23 protein-coding genes, 4 tRNA genes and 4 pseudogenes are annotated in these 16,032 nt (G+C 38.3%); 23 read left to right on the top strand and 8 right to left on the bottom strand.

The genetic code is table 11. The features are described from left to right. Position 1: 1 nt before the first annotated feature. The 6 genes from ACWYN3_RS18475 to ACWYN3_RS18450 are packed head-to-tail and all read left to right on the top strand — an operon-like array spanning position 2 to position 2,924. The gene (locus tag ACWYN3_RS18475) at positions 2 to 466 is read left to right on the top strand and encodes a hypothetical protein (RefSeq protein ID WP_456222435.1); all 465 of its coding nucleotides are present in this window, start codon (positions 2 to 4) and stop codon (positions 464 to 466) included. An 11-nt stretch (positions 467 to 477) separates the two neighbouring features. Then, positions 478 to 858, top strand: coding sequence for a hypothetical protein (locus ACWYN3_RS18470; protein ID WP_456222434.1), 381 nt, complete (start codon positions 478 to 480; stop codon positions 856 to 858). Beyond that, on the top strand, positions 855 to 1,892 hold the full coding sequence (locus ACWYN3_RS18465; protein WP_456222433.1) for a hypothetical protein: 1,038 nt from the start codon (positions 855 to 857) through the stop codon (positions 1,890 to 1,892). Before ACWYN3_RS18470 ends, ACWYN3_RS18465 begins: the two co-directional genes overlap by 4 nt. Before the next feature lie 4 nt (positions 1,893 to 1,896). Continuing rightward, positions 1,897 to 2,277, top strand: coding sequence for a hypothetical protein (locus ACWYN3_RS18460; protein ID WP_456222432.1), 381 nt, complete (start codon positions 1,897 to 1,899; stop codon positions 2,275 to 2,277). Positions 2,278 to 2,303: 26 nt separating this feature from the next. Then, on the top strand, positions 2,304 to 2,729 hold the full coding sequence (locus tag ACWYN3_RS18455; protein WP_456222431.1) for a hypothetical protein: 426 nt from the start codon (positions 2,304 to 2,306) through the stop codon (positions 2,727 to 2,729). Between the two features lie 36 nt (positions 2,730 to 2,765). After that, positions 2,766 to 2,924: a hypothetical protein gene (locus ACWYN3_RS18450; RefSeq protein ID WP_456222430.1), complete on the top strand. Its 159-nt coding sequence runs from the start codon at positions 2,766 to 2,768 to the stop codon at positions 2,922 to 2,924. Positions 2,925 to 3,486: 562 nt separating this feature from the next. On the opposite strand, the gene ACWYN3_RS18445 is transcribed toward ACWYN3_RS18450, so the two are convergent. The 6 genes from ACWYN3_RS18445 to ACWYN3_RS18420 all read right to left on the bottom strand — a co-directional run bounded on the left by ACWYN3_RS18445 (position 3,487) and on the right by ACWYN3_RS18420 (position 4,586). After that, a tRNA-Leu gene (locus tag ACWYN3_RS18445) sits at positions 3,487 to 3,571 on the bottom strand. A gap of 50 nt (positions 3,572 to 3,621) precedes the next feature. Next, positions 3,622 to 3,694: transfer RNA gene (locus ACWYN3_RS18440), tRNA-Gly, on the bottom strand. Positions 3,695 to 3,733: 39 nt separating this feature from the next. Further along, a tRNA-Leu gene (locus ACWYN3_RS18435) sits at positions 3,734 to 3,822 on the bottom strand. A gap of 48 nt (positions 3,823 to 3,870) precedes the next feature. Next, positions 3,871 to 3,943: transfer RNA gene (locus ACWYN3_RS18430), tRNA-Gly, on the bottom strand. A 137-nt stretch (positions 3,944 to 4,080) separates the two neighbouring features. Further along, positions 4,081 to 4,227, bottom strand: a complete 147-nt coding sequence (locus ACWYN3_RS18425; protein ID WP_456223069.1) for a hypothetical protein — start codon at positions 4,225 to 4,227, stop codon at positions 4,081 to 4,083. Continuing rightward, positions 4,191 to 4,586 (bottom strand): regulatory protein RecX, encoded by a 396-nt coding sequence (locus ACWYN3_RS18420; protein ID WP_456222429.1) that lies wholly within the window; start codon positions 4,584 to 4,586, stop codon positions 4,191 to 4,193. The genes ACWYN3_RS18425 and ACWYN3_RS18420 overlap by 37 nt, the downstream gene beginning before the upstream one ends. A 217-nt stretch (positions 4,587 to 4,803) precedes the next feature. On the opposite strand from ACWYN3_RS18420, the gene ACWYN3_RS18415 reads away from it, so the two are divergent. The 5 genes and pseudogenes from ACWYN3_RS18415 (at position 4,804) to ACWYN3_RS18395 (ending at position 7,783) form a co-directional block, all read left to right on the top strand. Next, positions 4,804 to 5,769, top strand: coding sequence for a Mur ligase family protein (locus ACWYN3_RS18415; protein ID WP_456222428.1), 966 nt, complete (start codon positions 4,804 to 4,806; stop codon positions 5,767 to 5,769). A 323-nt stretch (positions 5,770 to 6,092) separates the two neighbouring features. Beyond that, a pseudogene (locus ACWYN3_RS18410) lies at positions 6,093 to 6,497 on the top strand (alanine racemase); the annotation flags it as partial. A gap of 122 nt (positions 6,498 to 6,619) precedes the next feature. Next, a pseudogene (locus ACWYN3_RS18405) lies at positions 6,620 to 6,829 on the top strand (alanine racemase); the annotation flags it as partial. After that, positions 6,756 to 7,178 (top strand): alanine racemase C-terminal domain-containing protein, encoded by a 423-nt coding sequence (locus tag ACWYN3_RS18400; RefSeq protein ID WP_456222427.1) that lies wholly within the window; start codon positions 6,756 to 6,758, stop codon positions 7,176 to 7,178. The pseudogene ACWYN3_RS18405 and the gene ACWYN3_RS18400, both read left to right, overlap by 74 nt. Before the next feature lie 95 nt (positions 7,179 to 7,273). Further along, positions 7,274 to 7,783, top strand: coding sequence for a DUF502 domain-containing protein (locus ACWYN3_RS18395; RefSeq protein WP_456222426.1), 510 nt, complete (start codon positions 7,274 to 7,276; stop codon positions 7,781 to 7,783). A 19-nt stretch (positions 7,784 to 7,802) separates the two neighbouring features. Here the strand turns inward: ACWYN3_RS18395 and ACWYN3_RS18390 are convergent, their stop codons facing one another. Next, positions 7,803 to 8,510, bottom strand: a complete 708-nt coding sequence (locus ACWYN3_RS18390) for an LOG family protein (RefSeq protein WP_041884462.1) — start codon at positions 8,508 to 8,510, stop codon at positions 7,803 to 7,805. 18 nt (positions 8,511 to 8,528) lie between these two features. After that, positions 8,529 to 10,009 (bottom strand): annotated as a pseudogene (locus ACWYN3_RS18385) (sodium:solute symporter). 132 nt (positions 10,010 to 10,141) lie between these two features. On the opposite strand from ACWYN3_RS18385, the gene parS reads away from it, so the two are divergent. The 12 genes and pseudogenes from parS to ACWYN3_RS18325 all read left to right on the top strand — a co-directional run bounded on the left by parS (position 10,142) and on the right by ACWYN3_RS18325 (position 15,986). Next, positions 10,142 to 10,588: a type II RES/Xre toxin-antitoxin system antitoxin gene (gene parS / locus ACWYN3_RS18380; RefSeq protein WP_456222425.1), complete on the top strand. Its 447-nt coding sequence runs from the start codon at positions 10,142 to 10,144 to the stop codon at positions 10,586 to 10,588. A gap of 11 nt (positions 10,589 to 10,599) precedes the next feature. Then, positions 10,600 to 10,803 carry an RES family NAD+ phosphorylase gene (locus tag ACWYN3_RS18375; protein WP_456222424.1) on the top strand — a complete coding sequence of 68 codons (204 nt, stop codon included), beginning with the start codon at positions 10,600 to 10,602 and terminating at the stop codon, positions 10,801 to 10,803. Continuing rightward, positions 10,793 to 11,065, top strand: a complete 273-nt coding sequence (locus ACWYN3_RS18370) for a hypothetical protein (RefSeq protein WP_456222423.1) — start codon at positions 10,793 to 10,795, stop codon at positions 11,063 to 11,065. Before ACWYN3_RS18375 ends, ACWYN3_RS18370 begins: the two co-directional genes overlap by 11 nt. Before the next feature lie 16 nt (positions 11,066 to 11,081). Beyond that, a complete protein-coding gene (gene recR / locus ACWYN3_RS18365) occupies positions 11,082 to 11,699 on the top strand; it encodes a recombination mediator RecR (protein ID WP_456222422.1) in 618 nt (205 codons plus the stop codon). 5 nt (positions 11,700 to 11,704) lie between these two features. Beyond that, positions 11,705 to 12,533, top strand: a pseudogene (locus tag ACWYN3_RS18360) (SDR family oxidoreductase). 16 nt (positions 12,534 to 12,549) lie between these two features. Beyond that, the gene (locus ACWYN3_RS18355) at positions 12,550 to 12,825 is read left to right on the top strand and encodes a hypothetical protein (protein ID WP_456222421.1); all 276 of its coding nucleotides are present in this window, start codon (positions 12,550 to 12,552) and stop codon (positions 12,823 to 12,825) included. A gap of 4 nt (positions 12,826 to 12,829) precedes the next feature. Further along, positions 12,830 to 13,075 carry an OmpA family protein gene (locus tag ACWYN3_RS18350; RefSeq protein ID WP_456222420.1) on the top strand — a complete coding sequence of 82 codons (246 nt, stop codon included), beginning with the start codon at positions 12,830 to 12,832 and terminating at the stop codon, positions 13,073 to 13,075. Positions 13,076 to 13,285: 210 nt separating this feature from the next. After that, positions 13,286 to 13,861, top strand: a complete 576-nt coding sequence (locus ACWYN3_RS18345) for a YeeE/YedE family protein (RefSeq protein ID WP_456222419.1) — start codon at positions 13,286 to 13,288, stop codon at positions 13,859 to 13,861. A 1-nt stretch (position 13,862) separates the two neighbouring features. Continuing rightward, positions 13,863 to 14,276, top strand: a complete 414-nt coding sequence (locus ACWYN3_RS18340; RefSeq protein ID WP_456222418.1) for a DUF6691 family protein — start codon at positions 13,863 to 13,865, stop codon at positions 14,274 to 14,276. Positions 14,277 to 14,336: 60 nt separating this feature from the next. Further along, entirely contained in the window at positions 14,337 to 14,801 is a 465-nt protein-coding gene (locus ACWYN3_RS18335) for a metallophosphoesterase (RefSeq protein WP_456223068.1), read from the top strand. After that, on the top strand, positions 14,746 to 15,825 hold the full coding sequence (locus tag ACWYN3_RS18330; RefSeq protein WP_456222417.1) for a bifunctional metallophosphatase/5'-nucleotidase: 1,080 nt from the start codon (positions 14,746 to 14,748) through the stop codon (positions 15,823 to 15,825). Before ACWYN3_RS18335 ends, ACWYN3_RS18330 begins: the two co-directional genes overlap by 56 nt. Next, complete coding sequence (locus tag ACWYN3_RS18325) at positions 15,825 to 15,986, top strand: hypothetical protein (RefSeq protein WP_456222416.1); 162 nt, start codon at positions 15,825 to 15,827, stop codon at positions 15,984 to 15,986. Before ACWYN3_RS18330 ends, ACWYN3_RS18325 begins: the two co-directional genes overlap by 1 nt. Positions 15,987 to 16,032 lie beyond the last annotated feature (46 nt).

Here is a 16,032-nt window from a genome sequence, read left to right as displayed (position 1 = left end):
AATGCAAACATTTAAATTTTTTGAACAGGAAGACAACATTTACCACTTCAAAGTGCAGAAGAGCTATTTCTATGCCATGGCTATCATCGCTTTCTGTGCGATGATAGCCACTTTGATATATGGTACGACAAAAGGCAGTTATGCGGGGGCTGCAATATTAGCTTTTATTGTTGTGATGGCTATTTTGCGCAGTACTGCAAGTATGCAATTTGACGTTAAAACCCGGGAAATACAACGGAAATCTTTTTATTTCAGCTCGCCAGTCACTTATAGTTTTGATAATTTTGATCACTTTCTTGTATCTAAACTTAAAAGTGCTTTTATCACATTAGGCATATCGGGTATTTTGGTTATGGAAAGAAACGGCAAAATGATAAATATTTTGCTTTATCAATGCTTTTTTACCTCAAGGCCGTTACAAAGGCTTAGTGATGAGTTATATGATATTATGGGTTTGCCACAATAAATTATAAGCAGATGATTCAGATAAACAAAAACCACCTTTATCTTAAAACTTTGCATGTGCCTGTGCTTGATTGCCCGTTGTGCCTTACTGCTAATAAGATGGAAATGAGCTTTTATCAGTTGCAGATAGAAACAGATAATATACACAACACAAAGAAAATTACTGCTTCTGTTAGTTGCAGCCATTGCGAACAGGATGTGCCGCTTATACGGTGGAACAACGAACTTGAAGATTTTCACAAAACGGAGAAAAGAGACATCAAAGTAATAACCTCCTTTAAAATAGGTACAAAAGGCAAGATACTGCTGTGGATAGCAGCTATATTTTTCGGAGCAATATTTTTACTGCTGGCTGGACTTTACATTTATGGACATCTTAAATCCGACTTATGACAAGAGGAGGCTTCTCTATATTCTGGAAATTGTTTACCTTATTTTATGCGATACCTTTTCCTATGATTATGTATTATGGGATCAAGGGTGATAATCCTCCGGATCTGGTAAACGCGGATCCCAGGATAGCTCTGGGTTTGGTGGCTTTGTCCGTTATCCTTTGGCTCCTCGTTTTGGTTGGCTATTACAACAAATGGATATTACAAACCCTGTCTTTAAAGCGGAAAATAGAATGGCTTAAGGATAACGGGGTAAAACGCGAAGCCAGGATACTTACAAGCACTGATCAATCCATTCCTGGTGTCGGATATAGTACCTACGAATTGAATTTGTCCTTTAAAAACCTTGCAGGAGCTGAAATAGAGGAGAAATTAATAGTAAATGATGATACCAAAGCCTACGAACGCAGATTTCAGGCGGGAAATAAGGTCGAAGTCGTTATGGACCAAAACCCAAAGGACTATCCCTATATAGTTCTTTCCAGTTTCCAGGTGAGTCTTAAAATAAAGATGCTGGTATGGCTTCATCTTGCCTTGCTGGGGGTTGCGGCAATCATAGCAGGCTATTATTACTTTAGCTACCAAACAGAAAACGAGGGGATGGGCTGGCGTTTTATGGTTTTTTATCACCCGCTTATCATCTGTGCGCTGATATTCATGCTTGGTAATATCAGGGTCCTTGGGAAAATAATCTCCAAACTTGCCAATGAAAATTACAAAAATGACTTTTTAATCAAATATAAAGGATTACCTGCGACTGCAAAACTATTGAAAGCTAGCGAAACAGGTACTTATATCAACGAACAACCTATGATTGAGTTTGTATTAGAGTTTGCAGACTATAGAAATCAACGGCATCATGTGAGTATCAAAAAAAAAATTGGCTTATTAGATCTTGACAGGACCCGACAAAAGGAAGTGGACATTTTTTATCTGAAGGAAGATCCCAGACAGATCGCCTTTTTGAGTGATTTAAAAGTATTAACTGTAATTTATGAAAGCGTTAAAAAGAATATTTCGCCTGGTAACCGCTAGCATTTTGCTTTTACCAGCCTGTAAGGAAATTACTAAAAGTGTAAACGAAACGCTGAAGCCCGATCGGGCTTCTGTAGAACGCCATAACCAAAAACCGGGTGCAAATGTCACTACTGTGAAAAATACTACAACTCATACGACACATGTACAGGATCAACAAGTAATTGTTAACGGTGATACGCTGAATACTAAAGAAATGCAGGGAAAAGCAAAGGAGTTTTTCAGTGATCTGGAAAAGCTGGAGAAAAATAAAACACCCGGAAACAATAAGGAGATTCAAGAAAGAGTAGATCAATTCCTGAAAAGTATAAACCTGAAACAAATAAGGGATACCCATATTTCTGCCGCGGCGGTGGTAAACAAAAGAATAAACAAGTTTTTCTAACTGCTGCCCAATTAGAAAAGGCAGAAATGAAGCTTAGAGATTTACCACAATATGCAGGAAAAGACATTATGGTCTATCAATCTGTTCACTTTGATGAAGATGGAAGAATCAGGCTGACCTTGCAACATCCTGAAAACCCTAAATATCTTGACGAATATGTTTATGAAAATGATAAATGGTCGGTACCAAAACCTGTACAGGCAGTTGCCCGTAATATAGAAAGCAGATTAATGCCCCTGAATGATCTCAGTTTTCCCTGTGCAGTTAATGTTTTGAAGGAGTACAACGAGAAGGTTACTCAGGTAGAAGGGGCTAAACCAACTAATTATGTTTATATATCCATCTGGGATAATCGTATGCGATGGTTTCCAGGTACAATCAATGGTACCCGGGGGCGGTATTCCATTGATTTCAATACGAATGGTACGATAAAGGCATTTCAGCAGGATTGAACTATTTAAATAGAAGCAGGATTTAAAATCAAAAACATGAATAACCAAAGCTATAAAAACGATGATCATTTCGCACAAGATCATATCTATAGTGGCAATAGAAATGAACCCTATATCAAAGTTATCAGTTACCTGGTTTTTGGACTATTCTTCGTCATAGCTGGCATTGTCAATTTCCATTATGGAGAAGAATAAAAGCACAGGAAAAGATATAAGATAATATGGCAGGTTATAATTTGAAAATAGAGGGCGGGCAATTAAGCTTTCAGCCTAAAAGAGATTACAAAAGTAAAGTCCTTTTTTTTGGTATTGTCGCCATGGTAATATTTAGTGTAGCCCCTATGCTCAGTTTACACCACGATACGCTATTGGGCGTGTTCACTATTGGATTGGTCTCAGCTATTGCTGCGGTTTACGATTTCTTGTTCAATTTCAACATTACTTATGTATTTAATCAGGGGACAAGGGAAGTTTACCGTAAGATTCCTGGTTTGTATACTTACGCGCTCATGTCTTTTTTTGACGAGTTGTACATTATACGTGTAGAAGAAGATTGTTTGCTGCATTATGCGCTATCTTATAAACAAAACAAATTTGGTAAAAGCTATGCGATTAGTCAGCCTTTTGGCAGTAACCGCAAGAGCAGGGAGCAACGGGAAAAATATTTGAAACAGAGATCTTACTTGTTCTTGAAAACTTTATCAGGTCTTAAAAAAAACAAAAAAGGCTTCCGTAATTTACGAAAGCCTTTCAGCAGTACTCAGAGCGGGAATCGAACCCGCACGACTTTTAAGGTCACAGGATTTTAAGTCCTGCGTGTCTACCAGTTCCACCATCTGAGCAGGTGTTAAACCTTTTAAAAATAAAAACCTTCTGGTAAAGAAGGTTTTAGAGCGAAAGACGAGATTCGAACTCGCGACCCCGACCTTGGCAAGGTCGTGCTCTACCAACTGAGCTACTTTCGCATTGGTATTATTGGTTCTGCATAACTTTATACAGTTTAGTACTCAGAGCGGGAATCGAACGAACCCGCACGACTTTTAAGGTCACAGGATTTTAAGTCCTGCGTGTCTACCAGTTCCACCATCTGAGCAGGTGTTAACCTTTTAAATAAATACCTTCTGGTAAAGAAGATACTTAGAGCGAAAGACGAGATTCGAACTCGCGACCCCGACCTTGGCAAGGTCGTGCTCTACCAACTGAGCTACTTTCGCATTGGTTTTAATAACATCATCCGATGTTTCCGTCACTTTCATAAGGTTTAAAACTGTATACCTTGTTTCCGTTTGGGATTGCAAATATAAGGACTTTTATATTACTGTCAAGTTATTTTTAATAAAAAAAACAGGTATTAGCTTAAGTTATTGTCATTCAGTACTTCAGAAATCAAATTATTTTCAAAGCCCTTCCCCATAAGATAGGTAATTAGCTTGTATTTCCTTTTATAGACATCTTTCTCAACTAAAACTGCTGATTTTTTTTCTGCTGCTGCGAGGATAGTTTTTTTATAATCATCATATCGATCGATCGTGTTAATGCCTTTGTGATCATTTTTTCCGGGATCTTTTTTAATTTAAGTCCCTGTTTGATCTTAATTTTGCCCCATTTCTTGATGTTGAACTTGCCAGAGACATAAGCATTGGCAAACCTTTCTTCGTTCAGGAAGTTATTCAGGATTAATTCGGTGATTACTTCTTCGACATCATCATGCCTCAATCCCCAGTCATAAAGTTTATTTCTGACTTCTTGTTGCGCACGTTCCTGGTAAGCACAATAACTCTCTGCTTTCACTAAAGCCGATCTTTTGTCCAGTGCTGGTTTTGAATATTCTTTTTCCAATGGTGTATATAGTAGCAAAGCTAAATATCTGCTGCTGTAAATATCCGCATTATTATCAGAGCCTGTTAAATTTTACCGGCTTAAATTTAGAGCTGCTCCTGGAAAAGCTTAACTTAGGACCCAATTATTAGTACCGGATCAATGAGTGAAATTAGCTACACGATTCAGCAGATCGCTGAAATTTTAAAATAGAAGATCCTTCGAATTAAAACATCCTGCTTTAATTAACAGCCTGTTGATAGACAGCCGTATTGTCATCAGCCCTGAAACCTCTTTGTTTTTTGCGATATCCGCGTTAAGAGACGGCCATGAGTTTATAACCGAGGCCTATGCTAATGGGATTAAAAACTTTGTGATCAGTAAACCTGATCATTATCAGCAAAAATTCCCTGATGCTAATTTTCTTTTAGTGACCGATGTACAGGCAGCCTTACAAAATATAGCAGTAGCTCACCGCGCAAAATTTGACCTTGAAGTTATCGCCATCACAGGCAGTAATGGAAAAACTATTGTTAAAGAATGGTTATACCAGTTACTCTCGGCAGATTTTAATATTGTCAGAAGTCCAAAAAGTTTTAATTCTCAGCTTGGAGTTCCCTTGTCTGTCTGGCAGATCGATCAGGAACACAATCTTGGGATCTTCGAAGCAGGTATTTCCAAACAAGGAGAAATGCAAAATCTCGCAGCAATTATTATACAACCCACCATAGGTATCCTGACCAATATAGGAGAAGCACATGCAGAAGGTTTTACTTCATCAGCAGAAAAACTGAAAGAGAAGCTGAAACTATTCGCAGGGGTAGATCTTTTTATTTATTCTCCGGAATATACCGGGGCAATAGCTCAGAAAGATTTGCCTGGGGAGAATAAGTTCTCCTGGAGTACAAAAACCAACGCAGATTTAGCTATCCTTTTTGTAGAACCTATAAATGGGAAAAGCTATATAAAAGCACTTTATAAAAATGAAGAAATAGAATGCCTGCTGCCCTTTGGTGACAGAGCATCTGTAGAAAACGGAATTATCTGCTGGGCCGCTTTATTAGCTCTGGGGTACACACCAGAGCAGGCTGACCTCCGTTTAGAACGGTTGACGGCCGTAAATATGCGTCTGGAATTAAAAAACGGAATCAATCAATGCTCTATTATTGATGATTCTTATAGTGCTGACACTTCTTCACTTGCCATAGCCCTTGATTTTTAAATCAGCAAAATCAGCATCCTGTAAAAACCCTGATTTTATCAGACTTATTACAGACTGGTAAAACTGATGAAGAACTATATACTGAGATTGCAGCTTTAATCAAACAGAAGCAGGTGAACAGACTGATTGGTATCGGTACACATATCTCATCTTTTGCAGCGTTGTTTGATCTGCCAAAGGCATTTTATGAAAGTACAGAAGAATTTATTCAGCAATTTGCTGCTATCACTTTTGCCAATGAAACTATCTTAGTTAAAGGGGCGAGACGATTTGAATTTGAACGGATCAGTAAACTACTGACCCAAAAAGTTCATGGAACGGTGATGGAAATTGATTTAAATGCATTGGCCAGTAACCTGAAATTTTACAAATCAAAACTGGAACCAGGGGTAAAGGTCATGGCCATGGTCAAAGCTTTCTCTTACGGAAGCGGAAGTTTTGAGATTGCAAATTTGCTACAGTATCATAAAGTAGATTATCTTGCTGTAGCTTATACAGATGAAGGAATTGCGCTAAGAAAAGCCGGGATTACCTTACCTATTATGGTGATGAGCCCTGAACCTTTTGCTTTTGAGGCGATTTTGAAATATAAACTGGAACCTGAGCTTTATAATATTGATATCCTGAAAGCATTTATTGCTTTCCTGCCCGATATCACTGAAGCTTATCCTGTGCATATTAAAATTGATAGTGGTATGCACCGTCTGGGATTTGAAGAACCGGATTTACCAGAATTGTTACCCTTGTTGACCCAGACAAATAAAATAAAAGTAGTTTCTGCTTTTTCTCTCATCTTGCAGCCAGTGAAGATGAGCAGCATGATGAATTTACAGGCTATCAGCTTGAAACCTATCTTTATCTCAGTACAGAGATCAGGAAAAATATTGGTTATGATTTTATACGTCATATTTCCAATACCTCAGCGATTACCAGGCATCCCGAAGCCCAGTTGGACATGGTCAGGATCGGTATAGGTTTGTATGGTTATGACACAGTGGTTAAAAGATCAAACAGGACTGCGTACGGTGGCTGTTTTAAAAACTACGATTACGCAAATTAAAACTGTTGGCCCAAAAGATACAATCGGTTACGGACGCTGGGGAGTTTTGCCCGAAGGTGGAACAACTGCAACCATAAAAATCGGTTATGCTGATGGATACCGCAGGTCATTTGGCAATGGGGTAGGGAAGATGCTTGTCAACGGTAAACTGGCTCCGGTGATTGGTACGATTGCAATGGACATGTGTATGCTGGACGTGACAGGACTCGATGCTAAAACCGGCGATGAGGTTATTATTTTTAATAATGAGCTGACTGTTGCCGATTTAGCCAAACAGATTGATACGATTCCATATGAGATTTTAACAAATATCTCTCAAAGGGTAAAACGCATCTATTTTTATGAGTAGTTTTGTGTTATGAATAGGATTGGGAAGGCGCGCTGTTAAATTACCTGATTAAAGGGTTACTGATAGTATTGCCTATAGCGTTAAGTATTTATATTGTGATCTGGGCTGTGACAACAGTTGACAGCTGGCTGAATGTGAATAATATTTTAGGCGTTGATCCAAGAACAGGAGAGAGTAGAAATATTCCGGGTTTAGGGCTTGCGCTGGTTGTCGCATTAATCCTGACCGCAGGAATATTTGTGACCAATTTTGTAACTGAACCGATGTATAACTGGTTCAACCGCTGGATGAACAGATTACCAGGCCTGAACTTTATTTATTCTTCTATTAAAGATCTTACCGAAGCATTTGTTGGGGATGAAAAGAAATTTAACCATCCTGTTTTGGTGGAGATGACTGCGGATATTAAAAGAATTGGATTTTTAACACAGAACGACTTGTCTTCAATTGGTTTACCCGGAGATTGTGTCGTGTATTTTCCTTTCTCTTACTCTTTTGCCGGACAGGTTTGTGTCGTCTCTAAAGACAAGATCAAAGAATTGGATATGAATGCTGCTGATGCAATGAAATTAGTTGTATCAGGAGGGGGGGTTAGTCATATCTAACCCCTATAGATTTCAATAATTAGAAATTCGGTTTCAGAACGTATTTATCGTAGAACCTGAAGATATGCTCTGTTGCTTCTTCAGCAGTATCTGCTAATCTGAACAGGTTTAAATCTTCTGCATGGATATTATGCTCTTTCTCCAGCATTGTATTTTTGATCCAGTCAATTAATCCGCCCCAGTAATCTTTACCCAATAATACGATAGGGAAACGGGCAATTTTGCCAGTTTGAATCAGGGTAATCGCCTCGAATAATTCATCCATAGTTCCCATTCCACCAGGTAATACGATAAAACCCTGTGAGTATTTCATGAACATTACTTTTCTTACAAAGAAGTAATCAAATTGCAGTAATTTATTGTGATCTACATATTTATTGTGGAACTGCTCAAAAGGAAGGTCAATGTTAAGTCCTACAGACTTTCCACCATTCGTATGTGCACCTTTATTACCAGCTTCCATAATACCCGGGCCACCACCAGTAATTACACCATATCCACGGTCAGTAAGTAATTTACCGCAATCTACCGCCATTTGGTAATACTTGTTGGTTTCAGCAGTTCTTGCAGAGCCAAAAATTGATACACATGGGCCAATTTTAGCCAACTTTTCAAAGCCGTCTACAAACTCGGCCATTATTTTAAAGATCTGCCATGAATCAGTTACTTTGATTTCCTGCCAGTTTTTGTTTTCAAACGCGCTTCTTATTTTCTCTTCACTCGTCATTATATTGATATTTATATTTTAAAATTTAGTCTGGTTAACGCTATTTCTTCCGGTAACCCAAAGTAGTAAAAATGTAATCAAACCGTTTAGCACAATCAGCTCAAAGCTCATTGCATAGCCAAACCATTTTATACTGTGTGTATTGATTACAAAACACAACACAGGGGATGAGATACACAGATAAGGTACTAATTTATCTGCAACTGCTTTCTTAGTCAGCATCCCAAATGCAAATAAACCTAATAGCGGGCCATAAGTATATATCCCGCTGCGGTAAATATTGAATTGACAACAGAATCATCATTAATAGCTTTAAAAATCAGGATAACGGCAACCATAATTACCGAAAACCCAATGTGTACCCAGTGTCGCTGTGTAACCAGTTTAGGGTCGCTCTGATCTTCTTTTTTATCAAAATGAAGAAAATCCATACAAAAGGAAGTTGTCAATGCTGTCAGTGCAGAATCCGTAGTCGCGAATGTTGCAGCTGTTAAACCCAGCATGAAAATAATTCCGGGAATAATATTTAAATGATTTAAAGCAATTTCAGGGTAAAGGTGATCTGGTGTTTTTAAGTCAGCAACCACTATGCCATTTTTTGCCGCATAAAGGTATAACAAGGCACCTACGCTTAGGAAGAAGATATTCATAACCACAAATACACCTGTAAAGGTGAACATATTTTTCTGTGCTTCACCAATACTTTTCATGCTCAGGTTCTTTTGCATCAGATCCTGATCCAGTCCTACCATTGCAATGGTGACAAAAATACCGCCTAAAAACTGTTTCAGGAAGTGGGATTTGCTGCCCATAAAATCTTCCCAGAAGAATATTTTTGAATAGCTGCTGTTCTTTACGGCTTCAAAAGTACCTGCAATATCCAAATGCAGTGATTTTGCAATGAATATAATAGACAGGACTACTGACAAGAGCAGAAAGACGGTTTGTAAGGTATCTGTGATAATAATAGTTTTAAGACCGCCTTTATGTGTGTAAACCCAGATTAATACCAGACAAAGCACAATCGTTAACCAGAAAGGAATATTCCAGGCATCAAAAATGAATTTTTGTAAAACGATAGCAACCAGGTATAGTCTGAAAGAAGATCCGATCGTCCTGGAAATCAGGAAGATTACCGCACCCGTTTTATAACTGTAAGCACCCAGTCTTTTTTCCAGATAGGTGTAAATGGATATCAGATTCATCCGGTAGTAAAGCGGTAAAAGTACCGTTGCCACGATAATAAAACCCACCGCATTTCCTAATACAAACTGGAAATAGCCAAATTCACTTTTACCAACTGCGCCGGGTACAGAGATGAAAGTTACCCCCGAAAGCGCTGTTCCAATCATTCCAAAGGCCACGAGGTACCATTTCGAATTACGGTTCGCAATAAAAAATGTAGCGTTGTCCGATGAATTTCTGGAGGTGAAATAGGCTACTCCTATTAAAAGGGCAAAATATCCTAATAGAAAGGATAAAAGTATGGCGGGAGTCATATATAATTATACTTTAGGAGCTAAATGTAAGAAATTCATCCTCTAAAAATCAAAAGCCTGTTTAAAAATTATTGGATAAATTTAAAATGAGCCTCAAATTAATGCGACATATTATCCTTATCTTTAGTCAAAATGTCGGTTATGTTGCATGAAAATAGTGTGGTCTACTTATTAGGCGGGACAGATTTGATAAGGGAAAAGATTAAATCTGCATTTGATTTAATTACTTTAAGTAATAAAGGGATAAAGAAAGCTTCTTTGGATGCATTGGTTAGCCATATGGGAATGACTAAGAAGAATTTTGCTGAAGATATATTGAATCTATCGGTCAAAACCCTGGAAAGAAAAAAAGCAGATGACGTATTGGATAAATACACTTCCTCACATGTGATAGAAGTAACAAAAGTTGTAGCCCATGCTTTTGAAGTTTTTGAAGATGAAGAAAAGATGCAGAAATGGTTAAACACTCCCAATAGAGCACTGAATCAAATAAAGCCTCTGGATCTGTTTTACATTCCTACAGGACTTGCGATGGTTGATAATGTTTTAGGCAGAATTGAAGAAGGAGTTTACTCCTGACGCCTGTTCTTATGATTGTATACCGGATCGCAAAATCGAAAAAAAGAGCTACAGACCTTTCTGGTATGGGAGCTTACAAAGAAGGAGGTCGCTGGAATAATACTGGGACCTATATGTTATATACTAGTGAAAACAGTTCTTTAGCTTATCTTGAAAACCTGGTTCATTTTGAAGCAGAAAATACCCCTCCCAAATCTTTATATCATGAGTATTGAACTAAAGGTTGATGATACGCTGATTTATACACTCCCCGATAAGGTTTACCCTAAAAGCTGGCGGGAAATAGGTAATCTTCAAAATAAAAGTATAGGAGATGAACTGATGGATCGGCGAAAATTTCTAGCTGTTAAAACCAGGTCTGCCATTAATAAATTAGAATACAATTATTTGCTTAATCCATTATTTTCCGGATATCATGATCTTGTTATGATCAGATTAATTGAAGAGTTAGCTGTAGATGCAAGATTAGTGAAATAAAATATAAATTTGTAAGATGAATTTTTCTTCCAAGCTACTCGAAGATGCTGTTAACGAATTTTCTAAATTACCTGGTGTAGGACAAAAGACCGCGTTGCGTCTGGTTTTGCATTTACTGAACAAGGAACAAGAGGAAGTAGATACTTTTGGTAATTCCATCATCAGGTTGAGAAAAGATATAAAGCACTGTAGTATTTGTCATAATATATCAGATCTGCCCATTTGTGGTATCTGTTCTGCCCCTAAACGGGAAAAAGAAATAATTTGTGTAGTCGAGGATACGCGTGATGTGATGGCCGTTGAAAATACTTCTCAGTATTTTGGTGTTTACCATGTATTAGGTGGTTTAATCTCTCCAATGGACGGAATCGGGCCATCCGATCTGTTCATAGATTCACTGGTACAGCGGGTTGCAACTACTCCTGTGAAAGAGATTATTTTAGCACTGAGTGCAACCATGGAGGGGGATACTACACTATTCTATCTTTATAAAAGACTTAAAGATTTTCAGATACCAATTACAACTATTGCCCGCGGAATAGCTTTTGGCGGGGAATTGGAATATGCAGATGAAATCACATTAGGCCGCTCGATCGTAACAAGAGTACCTTATGCCAACTCAATAATCAAATAATCACGATGGATTTTAAGAATAAAGTAGTCATTATTACCGGTGCATCATCGGGTATAGGAAAATCATGTGCAGAAGAATTTGCTAAGCGCGCGCGGTGCAAACTTAGTACTGGCGGCCAGACAATTTGTGACTTTATGTGAGGTAACAGCAGATCTGGAAAAAAGATATGGGATCAAAGCTCTCGCAGTGCGGGCAGATGTAAGTAAAGAAGCCGATTGCCAGGAGCTGATTAAACAAGCTTTACTGACTTTTAATCAAATCGATATTATGGTTAATAATGCAGGATTATCTATGCGTGCACTATTCAATGAGCTTGATTTATCAGTTCTTAAAAACCTGATGGATGTCAATTTCTGGGGTACAGTATATTGTACTAAATATGCATTACCTGAAATTTTGAAGACTAAAGGGAGTATAATTGGCGTTTCTTCTATTGCAGGCTATCGTGGTTTGCCCGGTAGAACAGGTTATTCAGCATCGAAATTTGCGATGAATGGCTTTATGGAAGCGCTAAGAACAGAAATATTACACACTGGAGTTCATGTCATGGTAGCATGCCCGGGTTTTACAACTTCTAATATCCGTGTTGCTGCATTAGCAAAAGACGGTAAATCTCATGGAGAGACCAGTATGGAAGAAGGGAAAATGATGTCATCAGAAGAAGTTGCCGTGAATATAGTGAATGGGATTGCCGCACGTAAGCGTACGCTGGTTATGACCGGACAGGGGAAATTAACAGTATGGATTAATAAATTGTTTCCGGCATTAGCCGATAAACTGGTATTTAATCACTTTACAAAAGAAAAGAACGCATTAATCGAAAACCACAAATAAACACAAACACACAAACATGAAACTACAAAAAGCACATTTAGTATTAGCTGGTATCGGGGTTTTTGCCCTTTCTCTTCAGGCATGTAAAACAAAGAAGATTATTGCAAAACCAAACCCACAGGTAGCAGTTGAAAAACCTGTAGAAAAACCAGTAGAGAAAGCCCCTGTTGAAGAAAAAACAGAAACTGCTCCGGCACCAGAAAAACCAAACTTTAACTTTACCAATGTTCAGTTTGAATTTAACTCGTGTCTTGAAAACTGCTTCGTTTCAAATATTAGACAACGTTGCTAAAGAAATGAAAAAAGACCCTTCAGCTAAATTCGTTTTAAACGGACACTCTTCAGCAGAAGGTACAGTTGAACACAATATGTCTTTATCAGTAGACAGAGCGAATTCAGTAAAATCTTATTTAGTGAATGCAGGTATAAACGGTGGTAATTTGTCGATCAAAGGTTTTGGTGCAACCGAACCTATTAAGCCGAACACAACTGAAGAAGGTAAAGAATTGAATCGCAGGGTTGAAATCAAAGTAAGCGAGTAATTCTATATCATATTAATAGAAATGGCCTGGTCATATCCCCGATGAGGATAGTATCAGGCCATTTTGTTTTTTCTAAAACCAGCATTCACCTCACTATTAACCCCTTTGGTGTAATAAACTACAATCTGAATAGTTTAGGAACAGATATTGTCTGTCAATACTGATTATGGGAAGGTGCTCAAGCTATTACCTCATTGAAACCATAGAAGCATGAATATTCTTGAATTTATTAAACAACCCTGGCCATGGTACGTTGCTGGCCCATTGATTGGACTTACAGTACCTGTACTGCTGCTGCTCGGTAATAAAGCTTTTGGAATCAGCTCTTCACTGCGCCATATTTGTGCTGCGTGTATTCCAGCTAAAATCCCGTTTTTTCAGTATGACTGGAAAAAAGAAGCATGGAACCTGTTCTTTGTAACCGGAATATTTTTGGGTGGTTTTGTTGCTACAGCATCACTCTCTAACCCATCAGAGATTGTCCTTAATCCTAAATTGATAACTGAGTTATCAGGCTACGGAATTAATGATTATCATTCAATGATTCCTGTTCAATTATTCAATTGGTCTTCGCTTTTAAGTCTGCGTGGTCTGATCATGATAGTTGGTGGAGGTTTCCTGGTTGGTTTTGGTACCAGATATGCAGGTGGTTGTACCAGTGGTCATGCCATTATGGGGATTTCAACTTTACAATGGCCTTCATTAGTGGCTACTACCTGTTGTTTTATGGCTGGTGGTTTTATCATGGCTAATTTAATCCTTCCTTACATCCTTTTACTGAACTAATATGAAGAATAATATAAAATATCTTTTAGTAGGTATCGCATTTGGTATCGTATTCGTCAAAGCCGAGATCATCAGCTGGTTCCGTATACAGGAAATGTTCCGTTTGCAATCTTTCCATATGTATGGGGTAATTGGCAGTGCAATAGCAGTGGCCATGCTCTCAGTATGGTTGATTAAAAAATTTAATGTGAAGACTATAGCTGGTGAAACAGTTCATATTAATGCAAAGAAATTTAGTAAAGGACAGATATACGGAGGTTTGATCTTTGGTTTTGGCTGGGCGATAACCGGAGCATGCCCGGGGCCATTGTTTGCTCAGGTAGGTGGAGGGGCAACTGTGATTTTGATTACCCTGATCAGTGCTATTGGAGGAACCTGGGTATATGGAAGGTTTAAAGAGAAGTTACCACATTAATAAAAAACCAATTTATGAAATACGAGACGCAGTTTTTTAAAAGAGGGATCATTTTTTGGCCTGGCTACCGTTTTTGCTCCTGTAATAGCTATAGGTAGTATAAAAGATGATCAGGCTCCGGAAAATGTCCTGAATAAAAACGATGCGGAAGGCGTTCGTAAATTTACCATCTTATATACCAGTGATATTCACGCACAATTAAACCCCCATGATGAATTTTTCTGGGAAAATGACAGGGCTGTTTATCGCAAACGGGGAGGGATGGCACATCTTAAAACTATGATTGAACATTATCGTAGTCAAAATCCAGAAAATACGATACTGATTGACGGCGGGGACTTTATTCATGGCAGTGCTGTAGCTTCACTGACTGAAGGCAAAGCACTTATTCCAGTGATGAACTGGCTGAACTACGATCTTATCCTGCCGGGAAACTGGGAGGTCGTTTATAAAAAAGAGAAAATGCTCTATGATATGGGGCATGTTACAGCAGCAAAGCTTTGCGCTAATATGTACCATACATGACACACAGTCTGTTGTTAATGGGGAACTTATTTATCCACCATTCTGGATTAAATACATTGCAGGGATTAAGGTCGGTTTTATTGGTTACACTGATCCTTTGATCCCAAAGAGGCAATCCCCTGGTTATAGTAAAGGTCTGCGGTTTACAAATCCGGTTTTTAATGTCGCCCGTTATATCAAACAATTGAGGGAGGAAGAAGGCTGTTCCATTGTATTACTAATTACACACACTGGTCTGGCACAGGAGGTCGGTTTAGCTAATGATCCGGCTGTAGCGGGAGTCGACCTCATTTTGGGAGCCGATACGCATGAAAGGGTCAGGGAAATTATTAAGGGGAAATATACTGATGTTATAGAATGCGGGGCCTTTGGTTCTTTTCTGGGAAAGATAGATTTCACGATTGAAGAGGGAAAATTAAAAGATATAAAATATGTACTCCTTGATGTTGATCCTGAAAAATTCCCTGCTGACAAGAAGATGAATGAGATTATTGATCAGCTTTACAAGCCTTTTAAAAAGGATCTTTCTAAAATAATTGGTTATACAAGTACCTCTCTGGTACGTTATTTTGTGAAGGAAACTCCAATGGACAATTTGATTACTGATGCCATCTATTGGAAATTTAAACCAGATATAGCCTTGTCAAATGGTTTTCGCTTTTGCCAGCCACTTGCAGTGAATCTATTAGAAGGAAAAAGGGCCATAGATAAAGAGTTTTTATGGAATATGCTTCCGGTTAACAGTGAAGCGAAAATGGGATCAGTTACCGGACAGCAATTATGGGCGTGGTTAGAAAAGGAACTGGAGAATGCCTTTGCCAAAGATTTTTCGAAACGTTTTGGAGGCTGGTTTGTACGTTTTAAAGGTATGCAGGTGAATTTTACCATTGGTAAAGGATCGGGTGAAAAATTAAACTGGGTTAAAATTGGTGGTGAACCTATTGATCTGCAAAAAACATATAGAATTATCGCCTGTGAGCGTGAAGAGATGCTGATACAGAGCTTTGCCGGGTTACAGGGGTAATGGATACCACAAAAACTGGTTATACTATGCATACCATTATTGAAGAATATCTGGCAGAAAAAGGGACAGTTGCACCGAAATTAGAAGGAAGGGCAACAGCTACCGATGAACCGGATACGTTGCTCACACAGGTTAAAGGAATAGATTATGAGTTCAGGTAGCTGATGAAATCAATCAGTCAAAAAATAATTCAATAAATAGTTGTTC

Source organism: Pedobacter sp. NJ-S-72 (genome assembly GCF_053890575.1).
The sequence above is the reverse complement of the archived record's forward strand: the minus strand, read 5'-3'. Positions and strand labels throughout refer to the sequence as shown.

What these genes read in the sequence shown, in the direction of transcription:
- ACWYN3_RS18475 (WP_456222435.1), top strand. Translation starts at nt 2, where the DNA reads ATGCAAACATTTAAATTTTTTGAACAGGAAGACAACATTTACCACTTC.
- ACWYN3_RS18470 (WP_456222434.1), top strand. Translation starts at nt 478, where the DNA reads ATGATTCAGATAAACAAAAACCACCTTTATCTTAAAACTTTGCATGTG.
- ACWYN3_RS18465 (WP_456222433.1), top strand. Translation starts at nt 855, where the DNA reads ATGACAAGAGGAGGCTTCTCTATATTCTGGAAATTGTTTACCTTATTT.
- ACWYN3_RS18455 (WP_456222431.1), top strand. Translation starts at nt 2,304, where the DNA reads ATGAAGCTTAGAGATTTACCACAATATGCAGGAAAAGACATTATGGTC.
- ACWYN3_RS18450 (WP_456222430.1), top strand. Translation starts at nt 2,766, where the DNA reads ATGAATAACCAAAGCTATAAAAACGATGATCATTTCGCACAAGATCAT.
- ACWYN3_RS18400 (WP_456222427.1), top strand. Translation starts at nt 6,756, where the DNA reads ATGACACAGTGGTTAAAAGATCAAACAGGACTGCGTACGGTGGCTGTT.
- ACWYN3_RS18390 (WP_041884462.1), bottom strand. Translation starts at nt 8,510, where the DNA reads ATGACGAGTGAAGAGAAAATAAGAAGCGCGTTTGAAAACAAAAACTGG.
- parS (WP_456222425.1), top strand. Translation starts at nt 10,142, where the DNA reads ATGTCGGTTATGTTGCATGAAAATAGTGTGGTCTACTTATTAGGCGGG.
- ACWYN3_RS18375 (WP_456222424.1), top strand. Translation starts at nt 10,600, where the DNA reads ATGATTGTATACCGGATCGCAAAATCGAAAAAAAGAGCTACAGACCTT.
- ACWYN3_RS18370 (WP_456222423.1), top strand. Translation starts at nt 10,793, where the DNA reads ATGAGTATTGAACTAAAGGTTGATGATACGCTGATTTATACACTCCCC.
- recR (WP_456222422.1), top strand. Translation starts at nt 11,082, where the DNA reads ATGAATTTTTCTTCCAAGCTACTCGAAGATGCTGTTAACGAATTTTCT.
- ACWYN3_RS18355 (WP_456222421.1), top strand. Translation starts at nt 12,550, where the DNA reads ATGAAACTACAAAAAGCACATTTAGTATTAGCTGGTATCGGGGTTTTT.
- ACWYN3_RS18350 (WP_456222420.1), top strand. Translation starts at nt 12,830, where the DNA reads ATGAAAAAAGACCCTTCAGCTAAATTCGTTTTAAACGGACACTCTTCA.
- ACWYN3_RS18345 (WP_456222419.1), top strand. Translation starts at nt 13,286, where the DNA reads ATGAATATTCTTGAATTTATTAAACAACCCTGGCCATGGTACGTTGCT.
- ACWYN3_RS18340 (WP_456222418.1), top strand. Translation starts at nt 13,863, where the DNA reads ATGAAGAATAATATAAAATATCTTTTAGTAGGTATCGCATTTGGTATC.
- ACWYN3_RS18330 (WP_456222417.1), top strand. Translation starts at nt 14,746, where the DNA reads ATGATATGGGGCATGTTACAGCAGCAAAGCTTTGCGCTAATATGTACC.
- ACWYN3_RS18325 (WP_456222416.1), top strand. Translation starts at nt 15,825, where the DNA reads ATGGATACCACAAAAACTGGTTATACTATGCATACCATTATTGAAGAA.